Annotated in this window: 11 protein-coding genes; 9 read left to right on the forward strand and 2 right to left on the reverse strand. The window is 60.0% G+C overall.

Annotated features, from left to right (window positions below; translation table 11 throughout):
- Positions 1-265 precede the first annotated feature (265 nt).
- Positions 266-4,018: a peptidoglycan-binding protein gene (locus N2601_RS00855; protein WP_260303339.1), complete on the reverse strand. Its 3,753-nt coding sequence runs from the start codon at positions 4,016-4,018 to the stop codon at positions 266-268.
- Between the two features lie 464 nt (positions 4,019-4,482).
- On the opposite strand from N2601_RS00855, the gene N2601_RS00860 reads away from it, so the two are divergent.
- The 6 genes from N2601_RS00860 to N2601_RS00885 all read left to right on the forward strand — a co-directional run bounded on the left by N2601_RS00860 (position 4,483) and on the right by N2601_RS00885 (position 12,635).
- Complete coding sequence (locus N2601_RS00860; RefSeq protein WP_245463922.1) at positions 4,483-5,511, forward strand: acyltransferase family protein; 1,029 nt, start codon at positions 4,483-4,485, stop codon at positions 5,509-5,511.
- Between the two features lie 138 nt (positions 5,512-5,649).
- Positions 5,650-7,446: an acyl-CoA dehydrogenase C-terminal domain-containing protein gene (locus N2601_RS00865; RefSeq protein ID WP_104821951.1), complete on the forward strand. Its 1,797-nt coding sequence runs from the start codon at positions 5,650-5,652 to the stop codon at positions 7,444-7,446.
- A gap of 77 nt (positions 7,447-7,523) precedes the next feature.
- The gene (locus N2601_RS00870) at positions 7,524-8,732 is read left to right on the forward strand and encodes an acetyl-CoA C-acetyltransferase (protein ID WP_104821952.1); all 1,209 of its coding nucleotides are present in this window, start codon (positions 7,524-7,526) and stop codon (positions 8,730-8,732) included.
- Between the two features lie 13 nt (positions 8,733-8,745).
- Complete coding sequence (locus tag N2601_RS00875; protein ID WP_104821953.1) at positions 8,746-10,956, forward strand: FAD-dependent oxidoreductase; 2,211 nt, start codon at positions 8,746-8,748, stop codon at positions 10,954-10,956.
- Between the two features lie 159 nt (positions 10,957-11,115).
- Positions 11,116-11,964 carry a DUF7946 domain-containing protein gene (locus N2601_RS00880; RefSeq protein WP_260303341.1) on the forward strand — a complete coding sequence of 283 codons (849 nt, stop codon included), beginning with the start codon at positions 11,116-11,118 and terminating at the stop codon, positions 11,962-11,964.
- A 227-nt stretch (positions 11,965-12,191) separates the two neighbouring features.
- Positions 12,192-12,635, forward strand: coding sequence for a YybH family protein (locus tag N2601_RS00885; protein WP_104821954.1), 444 nt, complete (start codon positions 12,192-12,194; stop codon positions 12,633-12,635).
- Positions 12,636-12,637: 2 nt separating this feature from the next.
- Here N2601_RS00885 and N2601_RS00890 read toward each other — a convergent pair whose 3' ends face one another.
- Positions 12,638-13,855, reverse strand: a complete 1,218-nt coding sequence (locus tag N2601_RS00890; RefSeq protein ID WP_104821955.1) for an MFS transporter — start codon at positions 13,853-13,855, stop codon at positions 12,638-12,640.
- Between the two features lie 142 nt (positions 13,856-13,997).
- On the opposite strand from N2601_RS00890, the gene N2601_RS00895 reads away from it, so the two are divergent.
- The 3 genes from N2601_RS00895 to N2601_RS00905 all read left to right on the forward strand — a co-directional run bounded on the left by N2601_RS00895 (position 13,998) and on the right by N2601_RS00905 (position 16,572).
- Positions 13,998-14,600, forward strand: a complete 603-nt coding sequence (locus N2601_RS00895) for a TetR/AcrR family transcriptional regulator (protein WP_104821956.1) — start codon at positions 13,998-14,000, stop codon at positions 14,598-14,600.
- Between the two features lie 227 nt (positions 14,601-14,827).
- A complete protein-coding gene (gene mscL, locus N2601_RS00900) occupies positions 14,828-15,262 on the forward strand; it encodes a large conductance mechanosensitive channel protein MscL (RefSeq protein WP_104821957.1) in 435 nt (144 codons plus the stop codon).
- A 143-nt stretch (positions 15,263-15,405) separates the two neighbouring features.
- Positions 15,406-16,572, forward strand: a complete 1,167-nt coding sequence (locus N2601_RS00905; protein WP_104821958.1) for a pyridoxal phosphate-dependent aminotransferase — start codon at positions 15,406-15,408, stop codon at positions 16,570-16,572.
- Positions 16,573-16,657: the final 85 nt, after the last annotated feature.

Here is a 16,657-nt window from a genome sequence, read left to right on the forward strand (position 1 = left end):
GTTGCTGCACGATGTCGAAGGAGGGCGACGACAGTATTAGATCGGGGCAAAGCCGCTACTGGCGCCAAGCGATCGGCCCTTGTGGGTCGGTGGCATTTGCTACCGAATTTCGCAAATGTGCCGATGAGTTGATCACGCAATCGGCAGCCGCAATGAGAACAGCATCAAGGCAAAACGGGCTTTCGCCTGAAAGACGTGGCTCGAGATCGCGCATCGCAGCGTCAGCGGGTTCGAAGGCTCCATCTCGATCGGAAATGAAGCCTTCTTATTTGTTGCGGGCCAGAAGTTCCTTGACGACCTGATCTGTCACCCGGCCGTCCTGCGGCAGGCCGACCGATTTCTGGAAGCTCTTCAGCGCGGCGACGGTCTTGCCGCCCATATTGCCATCCGGCGTGCCGGCATCGAAGCCGTTGTTGTTGAGGATCGCCTGGATGTTGCGGATCGCCTTCTTCATGTCGATCGAGGCGGTGTTGACACCTTTGCCGGTCGTCCATTCCTCGGGGATGGTCGTGCCGTTCGCCTTGGCGTCGAGCGGTTGCGCCTTCCAGAGATCGACCTTGGCGCGGGCGCTTTCAAGCTCGTCCTGCTTCATGGCGTTCGCCACTTCGTCGCGCTTCTGCGCTGCGTCCTTGTCGCCACCCTTGGCGGCGATTGCGAACCATTTGTAGGATTCCTGCAGGTCCTGCTTCACGCCATTGCCGCGCGCATAGAGGATGGCGAGGTTGAACTGGCTGTCGGATACGCCGAGATTGGCCGCCTTGATGAACCAGTTCGCCGCCGTCGGATAATCCTGTGGACCGGCCGCACCCGAGGCGTAGAGGACGGCAAGGTTGTGCATAGCGCTGGCATTACCCTGATCGGCGGCCTGCTCGTAATATTGCTTGGCTTTGGCGAGATCGCGCTCGAGGCCATTGCCCTTCTCGTACATGCTGGCGAGCCGGTATTGCGCCGGCGCGAAACCCTTGTCGGCGGAAAGCTGATACCAGCTTGCCGCCTGCTTGAGGTCGGTTGCCACGCCGCGGCCATCCGTGTAGCGCGCGCCGATTTCGAACAGAGCGACGGGGTCGCCGGATTTGGCGGCGGAAACGAGGGTCGGCGGCTGGATGCCGTCAGGCACGGTGATCGCGGTGGCCGGCGGGGATGCCTCAGCCCCGGCAGGTGCCGGGGTTGCCGTGGTGTTGGCGGGAACGAAGGCTGCGGTTTGCTGAGCCGGTGCGGCGCTGCTGGCCGGCGTCAGGGTTTCGCTGGTGGAGTTGCCGTCGAGCGGTGCTGCGGCCGTCAGATGATCGTTCGTCGGCGCGACGACCGGATTTGCCGGCGTTGCGGAGGATTGCGCGGCTCCTCCGGCATCGGCGACCGAAGCCTGTGTCGCCGGTGCCTGTGTCGTGGACGTATTCGTTGCCGCCTGAGCCGCCGATGCCGGCATCTGAGCTGCATTGGCGGCTGTGCCGCTTGTCGTCGTACTTTCGGCAGCCGAGGTCAGCACCGAGACTTCGGCCGGTGGTGGCGCCTTCTGGCCGCGCGTCAGCGTGTTAACGAGCGGGAAGGCCATAATGGCGAGCAGGGCCGCACCGACCGCGAGCAGGATCGGCCGGCGGAAGCGCGAGAATGCGCCGCGTTTCTTCTCGCCGCTCTTGGGGGTGGGAGCCGAGCGCTGCGTCTGGTCCACTTCCATCGCGGCCGCCTGCGCGGCGCGGCGAGCGGCGGCGATATAGTCGGCGCGCTCGTTTTCGCTCGGTTGTTTGACGGTGCCATTGCGTGCGGCATTCTGGCTGGCGCGCACGCGTTCCAGGATCTTCTTGATATCAGGCGCGCCCGAGCCCGGCTCGAGCAGCTCATTCGCTTCCTCGGCGGGCATCATGTCGACCGGATCGATCGACGGCGCCTGCTCGATGACGGGCCGGTCGGGCAGGAAGATGGGTTCGGCCTTCTCGGGCATGAAGAAACGTCTGCCGAGGCTGGCGAGCAGGCTGGTTTTCCCCCCATCCTTCTTTGCCGCGGCCTTGATCTCCGCCTTGGTGACGGCATCGACCGCTTGCGCGACGACGGCTTCCGGCGATGCTGCGGTTTCGGCAGGCGCGACGGTACGGATGACCGGCCCGGCCTTCTGCGGTGCGGCCGAAGGCGGCTTCACCGCCGTCGTGTCGGAAGGGGCAAAAGCGTCGCTCTCGAAATTTGCGGCGGGCATGGCAGGCGCCGGCTGGCGATGTTCCATGTGGTCCAGCCGGTCGGCGATCTGCAGCAACGTGTCGTGCAGCGCCTCGAAGGTGCGGTGGGTGCGTTCGTCGCTGCTGCGGCTGAGGTCTTCGAGATGGCGAAGGTCTTCCGCAAGCGCGGTCATCGCCGACATGTCGGCGGACGCTACGCCGTGTCCGAGCATGCCTTCACGCGAGTAGGCCTCAACGACGGCTTCCGCCGCATGGCGGGCAGCCTCGATGATGTACTCGTCATTGGTCGCCATATAATCTTCGATCGCGCTCATGCGGCGGTCGAGATCGGCGGGAATTTGGTCGGCAACGGCGCGCGGCTCGTTCGTCAGCAGCGTCGACAGATGGGCGATCTGCTCTTCGAGATTGCGCAGCGCCTGTGTATCGGTCGGCGGTGCTGCCGTGCTCGCCTCCAGCCGCATGGCGATATCGGAGAGACGGCCTTCCAGCCGGCGGACGGCACCATCGTCGAGGTTTGCGGCCGGATGCGGCGGATGGAAGTCGATTTCGTCGATGCGCCGGGCCAGGTAATCCAGCCGTTCGGCCAGTGCATGGTCGACCGAGCCCTGTTCCAGCGCATCGATCTTGCGGGAGATATCGGCGAGGTGGTTGATCAGTTCCGGTTGCGGCGCCGACTTCTGCGAGCGCTCCATCAGGTAGGAAAGCTGATCCAAGCGCTCTTCCAGCCGGGCAGCCGCTTTGGCATTGCCGAGTTCATCGATGCGCATCGCCAGCGCCTCGAGGCGTCCGGAAAGATCGTCCGTCGGCTGGCGCCGCGCGGCGTCGCGGCTCATCATGTCGAGCTGATCGGCGAGGCCGCTGATGCGGCCTTCGAGCCGCTGCATCGCTTGATCCTGCGGCTGTATCATGCCGCCAAAGCTTTCAACGGCGGTGGCGATCGACAGCAGCTTGTTTTCCAACGCGTGCACGGCGGGGCTGTCGCTCATGCTGCCCAGATGCTGCTTGATATCGTCCAGGCGGTAGGCGAGCGATACCAGCTCGTCCTGAAGACCGGTCGTGTCGATCGCCTGGACCTGGCGTTCGACGTGGTGCAGCGAATCCTCGCGGGCGAGCCCGTCCATCAGCGAGCGCAGTTCTTCGAACTCTGCCTTCAGGCCGGCCGTTTCCGGCTGGCCGGGATGACCGGCGAGCTGGCTGATGCTGTCGGCAAGCCGCGCCATGTCCTCGCGCACATCGGCGGCGAAATGCTTGTCCTCGGCATTGTTGCGGATATCACGGATTTCAGCCCGCAGTGCGCTGACTTCGCGGGTAACGCTCTCGGCAATGTCCCGCTTGAGGTCCTGCCGCAGATTGACCAGCGCCTGGGCGATATCGACGGAGTTTTCGGGGGCGGAGCGCAGCGCCGAAGGCAGCGGCTGGCGCGAAGCCGGATTTTCGCCAACACGCGCGCCAAGCAGCGGCCGTTCGGCAATTGGAGCTTCCTCGCGGCGTGTGTGCAGGCGCTCGCGGCTTGCCTCGAGCGCACGTTGGCGCTGGCGGATTTCGGCAAGCGGGTCGGACCGTAGATCGGTTTCCGCACGTTCGGTGCGGAGCGGACGTTCATACGGGCGCGGGGCATAGGCTTCGCGCTCAGTGCGTGGTGTGCGGTCCGAAAGGGAAGCGCGTTCCGGCATTGGCGCCCGCTCAGGTGCCGCGGCATACCCGTTTGCCACACGCTGGTGCGTGTCCCGGGCTGCAGCCGTGCCCATCAGGCCTTCGATGCGCGCTTCCAGCCCCTCGATGGTGCGGCTCAACGCATCCAGCGACGTCCAGTCGCCCGTGCCGGTAGGATTTGATCGCGATCCGCTCATCTTCTTGCTCGCTTCGACATATGGACCACTCAAAGGCCATCTTGCTTGTGGAAAGGCAGCTTCGCGGATTCACGCGCAGACCGCATCCCACCGTTCGGAAAGAAATAGTTTATTAGGCTTTCCTCAGGCTGAACCGCGAAACGGCGCTCCATCAAGCAAAAGATGAAAGAAACGCAAAGCATCGCTGCTCATCCCGCACAATTCACGAAACGTAGTAAACAACCCGTTAAATTTTGCCGAAATCTTAACCTTTTATTTTGGTCTTGTTATTGAATATGCTCATGTTCTTATGAAATCGACGACGCTGTCGCGAGCGAGATGGGCGCATTGAGCGTCAATCATTCCTTGGCGTTGTCGTGGCTCGGTGGCCGCGGCGCAAATCCTTAAAATTGAGGGGTGTTATACTTTTCTCAATTGAGTTGTGAGACCGTGGAATGACTTGAATTTCCCTGGGAGCCGAACGCGTGCCGCCATCCATTGCCCGTGAATCGGATCCGGCACATTACATCCCGGCCCTGGATGGATGGCGCGGGCTGGCGGTCATCATGGTGTTGATGGGCCATTTCGGAGCCGACGTATATATGCCCGGCTTCAGCACTTTCGGCGTCGATCTGTTCTTCGTGCTGTCGGGGCGATTGATGGCGGACATTCTGTTTGTCAAACAGATGCCGCTTCCGATGTTCTTCGCCAGACGGTTTGCGCGCGTTTATCCGACATTGGTTGTTTTCGTATTGATCACCGGCCTGGCGTTTCACGGTACCATCGGTGAATTTGGCCTGAAAGTCGCCGCTTTTGCGCTGACCTTCACCTTGAACTATGCCACCATTTATGGGCTCCCCCTTTCCCTGCTGGATCATATCTGGTCCCTGTGCGTCGAGGAGCACAGCTACATCCTCCTGGGCCTGATCGCTTTCGCCAGTCGCTCGCGGAGCAAATCCATCACCTCGGGCCTCATTCTCACGGCCGGATTAATGGCCTTGGTCAACGGTGTGGTTCGGCTCCATACGACGGAGGGAGACCCGGGTTTGGTGATGTTGCGTACCGATGTTTCCATGGCAGGGATTTTCATCTCCGCAGCCTTCTACCTTATTCTCAGACCGAGACTGCATCGGGATAGTTGGACATGGATCGCGCCATGCGCTTTGGCGAGCGCGATCTTGGCGCGGATATTTGGTCTGGATGCTACGGTCTTTTTCGGCGTCAAGACGATCCTGTTGGCGATGGCGGTTATCGGGATCGAATATTCCGCGCCATGGTTCCGCAGGAGTTTTGAGGGCGATGTGCTCCGCTTTTTCGGGCAATGCTCCTTCTCGATCTACCTGTGGCAGGAGCCTTTTTTCAAGCTGACGGGCTTGCATCTGCTCCCTTCCGTTTTTCTGCTCATGATGGGTATCGCCTGCGGTGTGGCAAGCTACTACCTCATCGAACGCCCTCTGCGCACAACGCTGAATGCCATGTTCAGCCGCCGGGCTTTTAAACAAACTCTCGCCTGATCGCCGGCTTAGTCCGTTACCCTACCTAAAAATTCGCCTTGTCGCGCAAATTTGACGTTTACGCAAACGTCAATATTTTGTAAGGCTAGATCAGAGGCCGGAATGCGAGTCCGGCGGCGAATTGGAGGAATTCGAAAGATGCCAGTCTATAAGGCCCCGGTGAACGATACGCTTTTCGTCCTGAACGATGTGCTTGGGCTGGAACGCTATAGCAATCTGCCGGGTTTCGCCGAGGCCAGCCCCGACATGATCGAGGCGATTGTCGGCGAGGCGGCCAAGATGGCGGAAGAGGTGCTTTTCCCGCTGAATTATTCCGGTGATCAGGAAGGCTGCGTGCGTCACGGCGACGGCACGGTATCGACCCCGCAAGGCTTCAAGGAGGCCTACCGCGCCTATTACGAAGGCGGTTGGCTGGGCCTGGCGGTGCCGGAGGAATTCGGAGGGCAGGGGCTACCCTACACGCTGCATTGCGCTGTCGGCGAATATACCTCCGCTGCCAATATGTCGCTGATGATGTATCCGGGCCTGACGCAGGGCGCGATCGCCGCCATTCTCGTGCATGGCTCCGAGGAGCAGAAGCAGACCTATCTGCCGAAGATGGTCGCGGGCACCTGGTCCGGCACCATGAACCTCACCGAACCGCATTGCGGCACCGATCTCGGCCTGCTGCGCACCAAGGCAGTTCCACAAGCCGACGGCAGCTACAAGATTTCCGGCCAGAAGATATTCATCTCCGCCGGCGAGCACGACATGACGGACAATATCGTGCATATGGTACTCGCCCGTATCGAGGGCGCGCCGGAGGGCACCAAGGGCATCTCGCTGTTCATCGTGCCGAAAATCATGGTCGGGTCGGATGGTTCGCTGGGCGCGCGCAACGCGGTCTCCTGCGGCGCGATCGAGCATAAGATGGGCATTCATGGCAACGCCACCTGCGTCATGAACTATGACGAGGCCACCGGCTTCCTCATCGGCGCCGAGAACAAGGGCCTCAACGCCATGTTCGTAATGATGAACGAGGCGCGCCTCGGCGTCGGCCTGCAGGGGCTGTCGGTTGCCGAAATCGCCTACCAGAATGCCGTCGCTTATGCCCGTGAGCGCATCCAGGGCCGCTCGCTCTCCGGCCCGAAGGCGCCGGACAAAAAGGCCGACCCGATCATCGTCCATCCCGATATCCGCCGCTCGCTGATGACCATCCGTGCCTTCAACGAGGCCGGCCGCGCTTTCCTGCTGTGGACGGCACTGAAATCCGATATCGCCCATCGCTCCCCGGACGAGAAGGAGCGTCAGGCGGCCGATGATATCCTTGGTCTGGCGACGCCGATCCTCAAGGGCGTCATGACCGACAAGGGCTTCGAGCACGCCGTCATGGCGCAGCAGGTCTTTGGCGGTCACGGCTATATCGAAGAGCATGGTATGAGCCAGTATGTCCGCGATGCCCGCATCACCATGATCTATGAAGGCGCCAACGGCATCCAGGCGCTCGATCTCGTCGGGCGTAAATTGGCTCTGAACGGCGGTCGTGCCGTCATGGCGCTGTTCAAGGAGATCGGCGATTTCTGCGAGGAGAACCGCAATGACGAGCAAATGGCTTTCTACACCAAGCAACTGAAGAAGGGCTTGAACGACGTCCAGGCCGCGACCATGTGGTTCATGCAGAACGCCATGGCGAAGCCCGACAATGCCGGCGCCGGCTCCACGGATTACATGCACCTCTTCGGCCTCGTCGTCCTCGGCTACATGTGGGCGAAGATGGCGAAGGCGGCGCAAGCCGGTCTTTCGGGCGGCGAGAGCGAGCGCGAGGACTATTTGAAGAACAAGCTTGTCACGGCGCGGTTCTACATGGAGCGCATCATGCCGGAAACAGCGCTACGCAAGGCCCGCATCGAAACCGGCGCCGACACGATGATGGAACTGGCGGCGGAAGCATTTTGACAAGACTTACCTTCCCCCCGACGGGGAGAAGGTGGGTATGAATAAAAGGGCGGCTTGCCGCCGCAGGGAGATGAGACATGACCGAGGTTTTCATTTACGACCATGTGCGCACGCCGCGTGGACGCGGCAAGAAGGATGGGGCGCTGCATGAAGTGCCGTCCGTCCGCCTTGCCGCCAAGACGTTGGAGGCGATCCGCGACCGCAACGGTCTCGATACGAAGACGGTCGACGATATCATCATGGGCTGCGTCGATCCGGTGATGGATGCTGGCGCTGTCATTCCGAAGGCGGCTGCCTTCGAAGCGGGTTATTCGACCACGGCGCCCGGCATGCAGATCTCCCGCTTCTGCGCCTCCGGCCTCGATGCCGTGAATTTCGGCGCGGCCAAGATCGCGCAAGGGGCTGACGATATCGTCATTGCCGGCGGTGTCGAGAGCATGTCGCGCGTCGGCCTCGGCATGTCCGGCGGCGCCTGGTTCATGGACCCCTCGGTGAACTTCCCGGCCTATTTCATGCCGCAGGGCGTCTCGGCTGATCTCATCGCCACCAAATACGGCTTCTCCCGCGATGACGTCGACGCCTATGCCGTCGAAAGCCAGAAGCGCGCGGCCAACGCCTGGGAGAAGGGCTACTTCAAGAATTCCGTCGTACCGGTGAAGGATATCAACGGCCTGACGATCCTCGACAGGGACGAGCATATGCGTCCCGGCACCGATATGCAGGCGCTGGCCTCGCTCAATCCGTCCTTCCAGATGCCGGGCGAAATGGGTGGCTTCGAAGCGGTCGCCATTCAGGCGCATCCGGAAATCGAGCGCATCAACTATGTGCACCATGCCGGCAATTCCTCCGGCATCGTCGATGGCGCCGCCGCCGTGCTGCTCGGCTCCAAGGCGGGCGGCGAGAGCATGGGGCTGAAGCCGCGCGGCCGCATCAAGGCTTTCGCCAATATCGGCTCCGACCCGGCGCTGATGCTAACCGGCCCCGTCGATGTCACTGAAAAGCTGTTGAAGCGAACCGGCATGTCGCTCGCCGATATCGATCTCTTCGAGCTGAACGAGGCGTTTGCCGCCGTCGTGCTGCGCTACATGCAGGCTTTCGATATCGAGCATGACAAGATCAACGTCAACGGTGGCGCCATCGCCATGGGCCATCCGCTGGGGGCCACCGGCGCGATGATCCTCGGCACGGTGCTGGACGAACTGGAGCGCCGCGACCTCAATGCGGCGCTGGTGACACTCTGCATCGGCGCCGGCATGGGCACGGCCACGATCGTCGAACGCGTCTGAGGGGAGGAAACCAATGGCTTACACGAATTTCACCGTCGAGACCGACGCGGACGGCATCGCACTCGTCACCTGGGACATGCCCGGCAAGTCCATGAACGTCTTCACCGGCGAGGTGTTGGAGGAACTGAACGCCATCATCGATGCGACCGTCGCCGACAAGGCGACCAAGGGCGTGGTCATTACCTCGGGAAAATCCTCCTTCTCCGGGGGCGCCGACCTGTCGATGATCAAATCGCTCTTCTCTGTCTATCAGGACGAGAAGGCGAAGAATCCGGCGACAGCGGCACAAAAGCTGTTCGATCTCGTTGGCCGGATGACCGGCTTGTTCCGCAAGCTCGAAACCTGCGGCAAGCCCTGGGTATCGGCCATCAACGGCACTTGCATGGGCGGTGCGCTGGAGATGTCTCTCGCCTGCCACGGCCGCGTCGCCTCCAATGCCAAGAGCGTCAAGCTGGCATTGCCGGAGGTTAAGGTTGGCATCTTCCCCGGCGCCGGCGGCACGCAGCGCATCGCGCGCCTGACGGACGCGCAGTCCGCCCTGCAGATGATGACGACGGGCCAGTCGCTGACTGCAGCACGGGCCAAAGCGATGAACCTGGTCCATCATGTGGTCGAGCCGGATCAATTGATCCCTGCCGCCAAGCAGATGATCAAGGACGGTCTGAAGCCTATCGCGCCCTGGGATGAAAAGGGCTTCAAGGTGCCCGGAGGCGGCATCTGGACGCCGGCTGCCGCGCAGCTCTGGCCGGCAGCCCCGGCAATCCTTCGCCGCGAGACATCGGGCAACTATCCGGCCGCACTCGCCATCCTCAAATGCGTCTACGAAGGCCTGCAGGTGCCTTTCGATACCGGCCTCAAGATCGAGCAGCGCTATTTCACGCAGGTGCTGCAGACGACCGAAGCCTATGCGATGATCCGCTCGCTGTTCATCTCCATGCAGGAGCTCGGCAAGGGCGCCCGGCGTCCGGCAGGCCAGCCGAAGACGGAGCTGAAGAAGGTCGGCGTCGTCGGCGCCGGTTTCATGGGAGCCTCGATCGCCTATGTCACCGCAGCCGCCGGTATCGCCGTTACCCTCATCGACCGCGACATGGAAGCGGCCGGCAAGGGCAAGGCGGTTTCGGAAGGCCTGGTCAAGGAATCCATCGGTAAGGGGCGATTTACGCAAGACGAAGCGGCGGCACTCCTTGCCCGCATTACGCCGTCAGCCGATTACGCCGATCTGAAGGACGCCGACTTAGTCATCGAGGCAGTGTTCGAGGATCGCGACGTCAAGAAAGCCGTCATCGAGGCTGTTGAAGCGGTGCTGCCCGCGGGCGCCGTCTTCGCCTCCAATACCTCGACCCTGCCTATATCAGGGCTTGCGAAGGATTCCAAACGGCCCGCCGATTTCATCGGCATCCATTTCTTCTCGCCGGTCGAGAAGATGATGCTGACCGAAGTCATCCTCGGCAAGGAAACGGGCGACCGCGCCCTTGCCGTCGCGCTCGATTACGTCGCCGCCATCAAGAAGACGCCGATCGTTGTCAACGACACCCGCGGCTTCTTCGTCAATCGCTGCGTGCTGCGCTACATGTCGGAAGCCTATGACATGCTGATCGAAGGCGTGCCACCGGCGATGATCGAGAATGCCGCCAAGATGGCCGGCATGCCGGTCGGGCCTCTGGCGCTCAACGACGAGGTCGCCCTCGACCTGTCGCTGAAGATCCTCAAGGCTGCTGTGGCCGATCTTGGCGACAAGGCCGTTAATCCCGAGCACATGCAGTTGGTCACGCGTTTGGTGGAAGACGAGGGCCGCTTCGGTCGCAAGAATTCCAAGGGCTTTTACGACTATCCGCCAAAACCGGCCAAGAAGTCGCTTTGGCCGGGCTTGAAGGAAATGTACCCGCAGAAGAAGGCCGAGGAGATCGACGTTAACGTCCTGAAGCAACGCTTCCTCGTCACCATCGCGCTGGAGGCCGCCCGCACCATGGAAGAGGGCATCGTCACCGACCCGCGCGAAGCCGATGTCGGCTCTATCCTTGGCTTCGGCTTTGCTCCCTACACCGGCGGCGCGCTGTCCTACATCGACGGCATGGGCGTCAAAGCCTTCGTGGATGTTTGTGAATCGTTAGCTTCAGCTTACGGTAAGCAGTTCAAGCCGACGGCGCTGCTGAAGGACATGGCGGCGAAGGGCGAGACGTTTTATGGGCGGTTTGATCCGTATCGCGTAAAGGCGGCGGCCTGAATTTGAAAGAACTGCGTTAAAATTAGGGGTGGCGATAGCCGCCCCTGTTCTGTAGGGCCGTACTTTCTTTCTATTTTATGTGCTCAAGATCAGACGAATTGAATCTTGTGCTTGAACGATCTCGCTGTATAGTTGCACATGGCTTACGAGGGGGCTCATGTGTATCTGACAACTAAATTTGAAGGTGGATTGGCGGAAGAGCACAAAATTCCAGCTTATGAAGGTACTAAGTCGCTAGAAGGCTTAACTCGTTCCATCCTTATAGTTTCGAATTTTCTGGTTGAAGGTAAAGTTCGTTATAAAAAATTTGGGACTGTGCCTCTTACATTTAATCTAGTTTCTCAGCAGCCAGGAAGTTTTGAGTCGATATATGAAATTGCTTACCAGGCAGCCGTAATAGGGGCTCCCGTCCTTGGTGATTTAGCTGGCGGTGTTGCTGGTAATTTGCTGACGGACCTAATCAAAACAGTATATCGTCGAGTTTGTGGAAATGTAGACGATGTTAGTGACCAAGTTGCAGCTTTGGAAGACGCGAGACCTGGCGATATAGGTGCTTTAGTGGATGCCGCGGAGCCATCAATTAGATTGGCACACAATGTTATAAACCACGGTGTAATGAATATAAACATACAGCAGTTAACGATCAATGCCCCTAATCAATTGGCAGCGTTAACACCCGCAACCAAACAATATGTATGGCAAAATGTTATTAATAATGCCGTTCGATTGAAGCTCTTCAGTATCGCCAGTTTCAACGCAAATCAAGGTACTGGTCGAGCATTTGATCTGGAGCAAGGGCGATCTATTCCTTTTGAGCTTTCATCTGACGTTGACCGAGTGAGCGTGGATACGCTATTAAGCAGTATTGGTTCCTATACAAGAAGGCGGCGCCTCGGCGACAATTTGAGCTCTGCTGTCGCGGTAAAATACACTTCTGTAGACGCGCTGGATAATCGCATGAAGAAAATCCGCATTCTGAAGGTCAGAAACGAAATTATAGATTTATAATCTTGATACGATCACAATTCGTATTCGTCTCGTATCTCTCTCCGCTTTTGCGTAATACGAAGATGAACTTTCTCAAGGGACACGACGATTCCTCCACAACAAGAATCGCATAAGTTGTTATTTAATTCACCGCAACAACAATAATAGATAGAATTTTCGGATTATTGTCGGGAGCGGCCCTTTCCATTCGTCCTCTGCTTAGTTCCATCAAACAGAGGAGACGAACGATGGCCGAGATTATTGGAAACCGCGAAGAAGCCGACGCCATCTTTGCCATGCTTGTCGCTTGGGCAACGGCGATCGGAGAAAAGAACGTCGCCGGCGTCATGTCGCATGTGACCGACGACATCGTGGAATTCACCCTGGCGCCACCGCTGCAATACAAGGGCAAGGATCAGCCTGGCCTGCAGAGCTGGTTCGATACCTGGCAGGGGCCGATCGAAGGCGATGTCGAAGACCAGAAGCTGACGATCGGCGGGGATGTCGCTTTCTGGAGCGGCCTGACGCACATGCTGGGCACCAAGACCGACGGCACCAAGGTCGACCTCTGGTTCCGCGAGACGCTCGGCCTCAGAAAGGAAGCCGGTGTCTGGAAGATCGCTCACGATCACGCATCGGTCCCCTTCGCCATGGACGGCAGTGGGTTGGCGGAGCTTAGGTTAAAGCCGTAGTCTCAGGTGCACGCCGACACCGTGACCTTCTCCCGGCCGGTCCTCAATGCCAGCACGCCGCTGACGACCAGAACCAGAATGGAGGCAGCATAGATATCCGTCGTTGCGGTGAACCCAACCGCCTTCGACAGGAACCCAGCCAAAATGGCGGGCAGGCTGAAGGCCAGATAGCTCTGGATGTAGAATGCCGAAAGCAGGCCGGCGCGTTCGTCGGCCTTGGCCAATGGCATGATGCTGCGCACGGCCCCGAGGAAATTGGCGCCGAAGCCGGTGCCCGCGATCATCGTGCCGGCGATGAGGAGCGGCACCTCCGCCAAATGCACGCCGGCGACCACGGCGAGAAGGCCGAGCGTCATGGTGGATATGCCGAAGGCCAGCGCGGTTGCCGCAGGTCTTTTGCGCAGCAAAAACACGGAGGCAGCTCCACTGATAGTCAATGTGCCGACGACCGAACCGCCGACGAGGGGCAAGGTGCTGCCCGTCGTGGCGCTGACCAATGACGGGACCAGCGAAAGATAGAAGCCGCCAAGCGCCCAGACCGCGACATTGATCGGAGTCAGCGCCAGCAATGTCCGGCGTGCCTGCGGCGGTATGGCCACCTCGGGCCTGAGCGAGGCGATAAGGCCCGGTCTACGCCGGGTGGTTTCAGGCGTTATCCAAATCAGCACGGCCTGTATGACGAGAAGAGCAAGCACGATTGCATAGACGAGAAGTGTCGGCGCCGGCGCATATTGCACAAGGGCGCTGGTTCCGAACGCGCCGATCGCCATGCCGATAAGCGGCGCGATGCTGTTGGTCACCGAACCCCTGGCCGGATCGAGATCGACGAGTGCGGCGCCGAGCGAGGCTGCCGCGGCACCCGTCGCGAAGCCTTGCACGATGCGCGCGGCAATCAACCAATTCGGGCCGTCGGCCGTTAAAAACAGCGCCATCGCCACCATATTGAGGATAAGCGAGGCAAAGATCACCGGCCGTCGTCCCAGATGATCGGAGATCGAACCGACGATCAGAAGCGAAATGAGGAGCGCGAAGGCATAGACGGCGAAGATCACCGTGATCAGCACCGGCGAGAAGGCGAAGACTTGCTGATAGATTCGATAGAGCGGCGTCGGCGCAGACGAGGCGGCAAAGAAAGTGGCGCTGGTGGCGGCATGGAAAAATGGCGCCAACCGGCGGCCACGTCGCAGCAGTGAATTGTCGGTGGATTCGATCGCGGTCATCGACTATATCCTGGCTTAAAGCAAAAAAATTGCGTTAAGCACATGTAGTGCACCGTATCGCTAAAAGCAAATAATTTGCGTTAGTGGCGCGCTATTACCGGTGATGCGAGAGACGCAGTAAAGGGAAGATTGGCATAAGATAATGAATTCAAAGGAAAACCCGCGCCCCGGCGGGCGCAGCGCAAGGGTGCAGGCCGCTGTGCATCAGGCGGTTCGCGAGATGTTGGCCGGGATGGAACGCGCCGATGTGACGATCCCGCTTATTGCGCAGCGCGCCAATGTGACGCCATCGACGATCTATCGCCGCTGGGGCGACTTGCAGGAATTGCTGGCAGATGTCGCCGCTTCGCGGCTGCAGCCGGAAACGGAGCCGCTCAAAACCGGCAGCGCCAGGATGGACCTGCAGGCCTGGGCCGAGCAATATGCTGACGAAATGTCCTCCGGCGCCGGCCGGCAGATGATCCGCGATATCTTGGCGGTGTCCGGCACGGCGAATGCGGAGAAGTGCTCGGGCTACACGCAGCAGCAAGTACGTATGATCGTCGCCCGGGCGAAAGAGCAGGGCGCGGCCTTTCCGACGCTCACCGAAGTGATGGACTTCGTCATCTCACCGATCATGTACCGCATTCTCTTCGATCAGGTGCCGAGCAGCGACTATATTCATGGCCTGATCTCGCGGGTCATGCCCAAGGATGCGGCCAAATCCAAAACTGCGGAAATAACCCCCGATGTGTCCGGCGCCTGACAAGGCCCTCGACGGGCTTGTTTCTTCCGCAGGTTTAGGCCGCGTTACGCCGCAACCGGACAACAAGTAAGCCGGCGATCACACTTGGAAAATGCTGCGGCCACTGATTCCCTTGGGATATGCAGCATCGATGTCTCTATCGCGCCATTTCGCTATTGAAGAACAGAGCTAAAGATGATGCTAATGGTTGCTGAATAGATTCAACGGCAACGCAAAGGGGACATTCGATGCTGAATGAATTCAAGGCATTTATCGCCCGCGGCAACGTCATGGATCTCGCGGTCGGCGTGATCATCGGTGGCGCCTTTGGCGGTATCGTCAAGTCGCTGGTTGACGATATCATCATGCCGATCGTCGGCGCCATTTTCGGCGGCTTCGATTTTTCGAACTACTTCGTCGGCCTTTCCTCGGCGGTCAACGCGCCGACGCTCGCCGCCGCCCGCGCCCAGGGCGCGGTTTTCGCCTACGGCAATTTCATCACCGTCCTCATCAATTTCCTCATCCTGGCCTGGATCATCTTCCTGATGGTCAAGGGCGTGAACACGCTGCAAAAGCAGGTCGCGCGCAAGGAAGAGAAGGCCGCGGAAGCTGCACCGCCGCCGGCTGACGTGCAATTGCTCACTGAAATCCGCGATCTCCTGGCCAGGCGTCCCGCCGTCTGAGGTCCGTTTTCCGCCTTTGTTTTCCGCCCCCGGCCTATCAACGGTCGGGGGTCATTCATCACGAAAATCGATTGGTCGCTCAGTCAAAGTCATGGGATTTGCCCGCCGAATTGCTCTAAGAAAGCAAAAACCGGAGACTTTGCATGTCGATATTGGATAGCCTCAGCCCGCGTGCGCTGGCCGCGCCCGAAAGCGGGATTGTGGAAGTGGTGAACTATGCCCGTGGCCGTGATGGCCTGCTGCCGCTCTGGGTCGGCGAGGGCGACCTGCCGACGCCGGATTTCATCAACCGCGCGACCATGGCCTCGCTCAATGCCGGCGAAACCTTCTATACGTGGCAGCGCGGCATACCGGAGTTGCGCCAGGCACTTTCCGACTATTATGGGCGACATTTCGGCGTCTCTCTGCCGATGGAGCATTTTTACGTCACCGGTTCAGGCATGCAGGCGATCCAGCTCTCGGTGCAGGCGATCACCTCGCCCGGCGATGAGATGATCTATCTCTCGCCGGCCTGGCCGAATATTGCGGCCGCGCTCGAGATCGCCGGCGCCCGCTCGGTCGCCGTGCCGCTGCAGTTCGAAAACGGCAAGTGGACGCTCGATCTTGAGCTTTTGAAAGCGGCGATCACGCCGAAAACCAAAGGCCTCTTCATCAATACGCCGTCGAACCCGACCGGCTGGACGGCGACGCATCAAGACCTCCGCGATATCCTGGCGCTTGCCAGGGAATACGGCCTCTGGATCATGGCCGACGAGATCTACGCGCTCTATTACTATGCCGGCGGCCGGGCGCCCTCCTTCCTTGACGTCCGGCAAGCCGACGACAGGATCATGTTCGTCAACTCCTTCTCGAAGAATTGGTCGATGACCGGCTGGCGCGTCGGCTGGATCGTGGCGCCTGCGGAGCTTGGCCAGGTCATCGAAAATCTCGTGCAGTACTCGACCTCCGGTGTGGCGCAGTTTATGCAAAAGGGCGCCGTTGCCGCTTTGAACGAAGGCGATGATTTCGTCCGCTCCAACATCGCCAAGGCGGCCCGTTCGCGCGATATCCTTTGCGACGCGCTGATCGCGACCAATCGCGTCCACACGCTGAAGCCGGATGGCGCACTCTATGCCTTCCTGAAGATCGACGGCGTCACCGACAGCCGCAAGGCCGCCCTCGATATCGTCGACAAGACCGGTGTTGGCCTGGCACCCGGAACGGCCTTCGGCAAGGGCGGCGAACTCTTCATGCGGGCCTGTTTCCTGCGTGATCCCGCGCAGGTAGCGGATACCGCTGAACGCCTAAGCCGCTATATCCTGAGTTTGTAAGGGCAGGACTCCTTGCTGATATATTGACTGAACCCGGCCTCTGCGCCGGGTTTTTCGTCCGTGAGACTAGGATCGATAAAATTCG

Origin of the sequence: Rhizobium sp. CB3060, from assembly GCF_025200735.1 — a bacterium.
Classification (GTDB): Bacteria; Pseudomonadota; Alphaproteobacteria; order Rhizobiales; family Rhizobiaceae; genus Rhizobium.

Bases quoted from the DNA above. Each gene is read 5' to 3' on its own strand.
- N2601_RS00855 (WP_260303339.1), bottom strand. From the start codon at position 4,018: ATGAGCGGATCGCGATCAAATCCTACCGGCACGGGCGACTGGACGTCG.
- N2601_RS00865 (WP_104821951.1), top strand. From the start codon at position 5,650: ATGCCAGTCTATAAGGCCCCGGTGAACGATACGCTTTTCGTCCTGAAC.
- N2601_RS00870 (WP_104821952.1), top strand. From the start codon at position 7,524: ATGACCGAGGTTTTCATTTACGACCATGTGCGCACGCCGCGTGGACGC.
- N2601_RS00875 (WP_104821953.1), top strand. From the start codon at position 8,746: ATGGCTTACACGAATTTCACCGTCGAGACCGACGCGGACGGCATCGCA.
- N2601_RS00885 (WP_104821954.1), top strand. From the start codon at position 12,192: ATGGCCGAGATTATTGGAAACCGCGAAGAAGCCGACGCCATCTTTGCC.
- N2601_RS00890 (WP_104821955.1), bottom strand. From the start codon at position 13,855: ATGACCGCGATCGAATCCACCGACAATTCACTGCTGCGACGTGGCCGC.
- N2601_RS00895 (WP_104821956.1), top strand. From the start codon at position 13,998: ATGAATTCAAAGGAAAACCCGCGCCCCGGCGGGCGCAGCGCAAGGGTG.
- mscL (WP_104821957.1), top strand. From the start codon at position 14,828: ATGCTGAATGAATTCAAGGCATTTATCGCCCGCGGCAACGTCATGGAT.
- N2601_RS00905 (WP_104821958.1), top strand. From the start codon at position 15,406: ATGTCGATATTGGATAGCCTCAGCCCGCGTGCGCTGGCCGCGCCCGAA.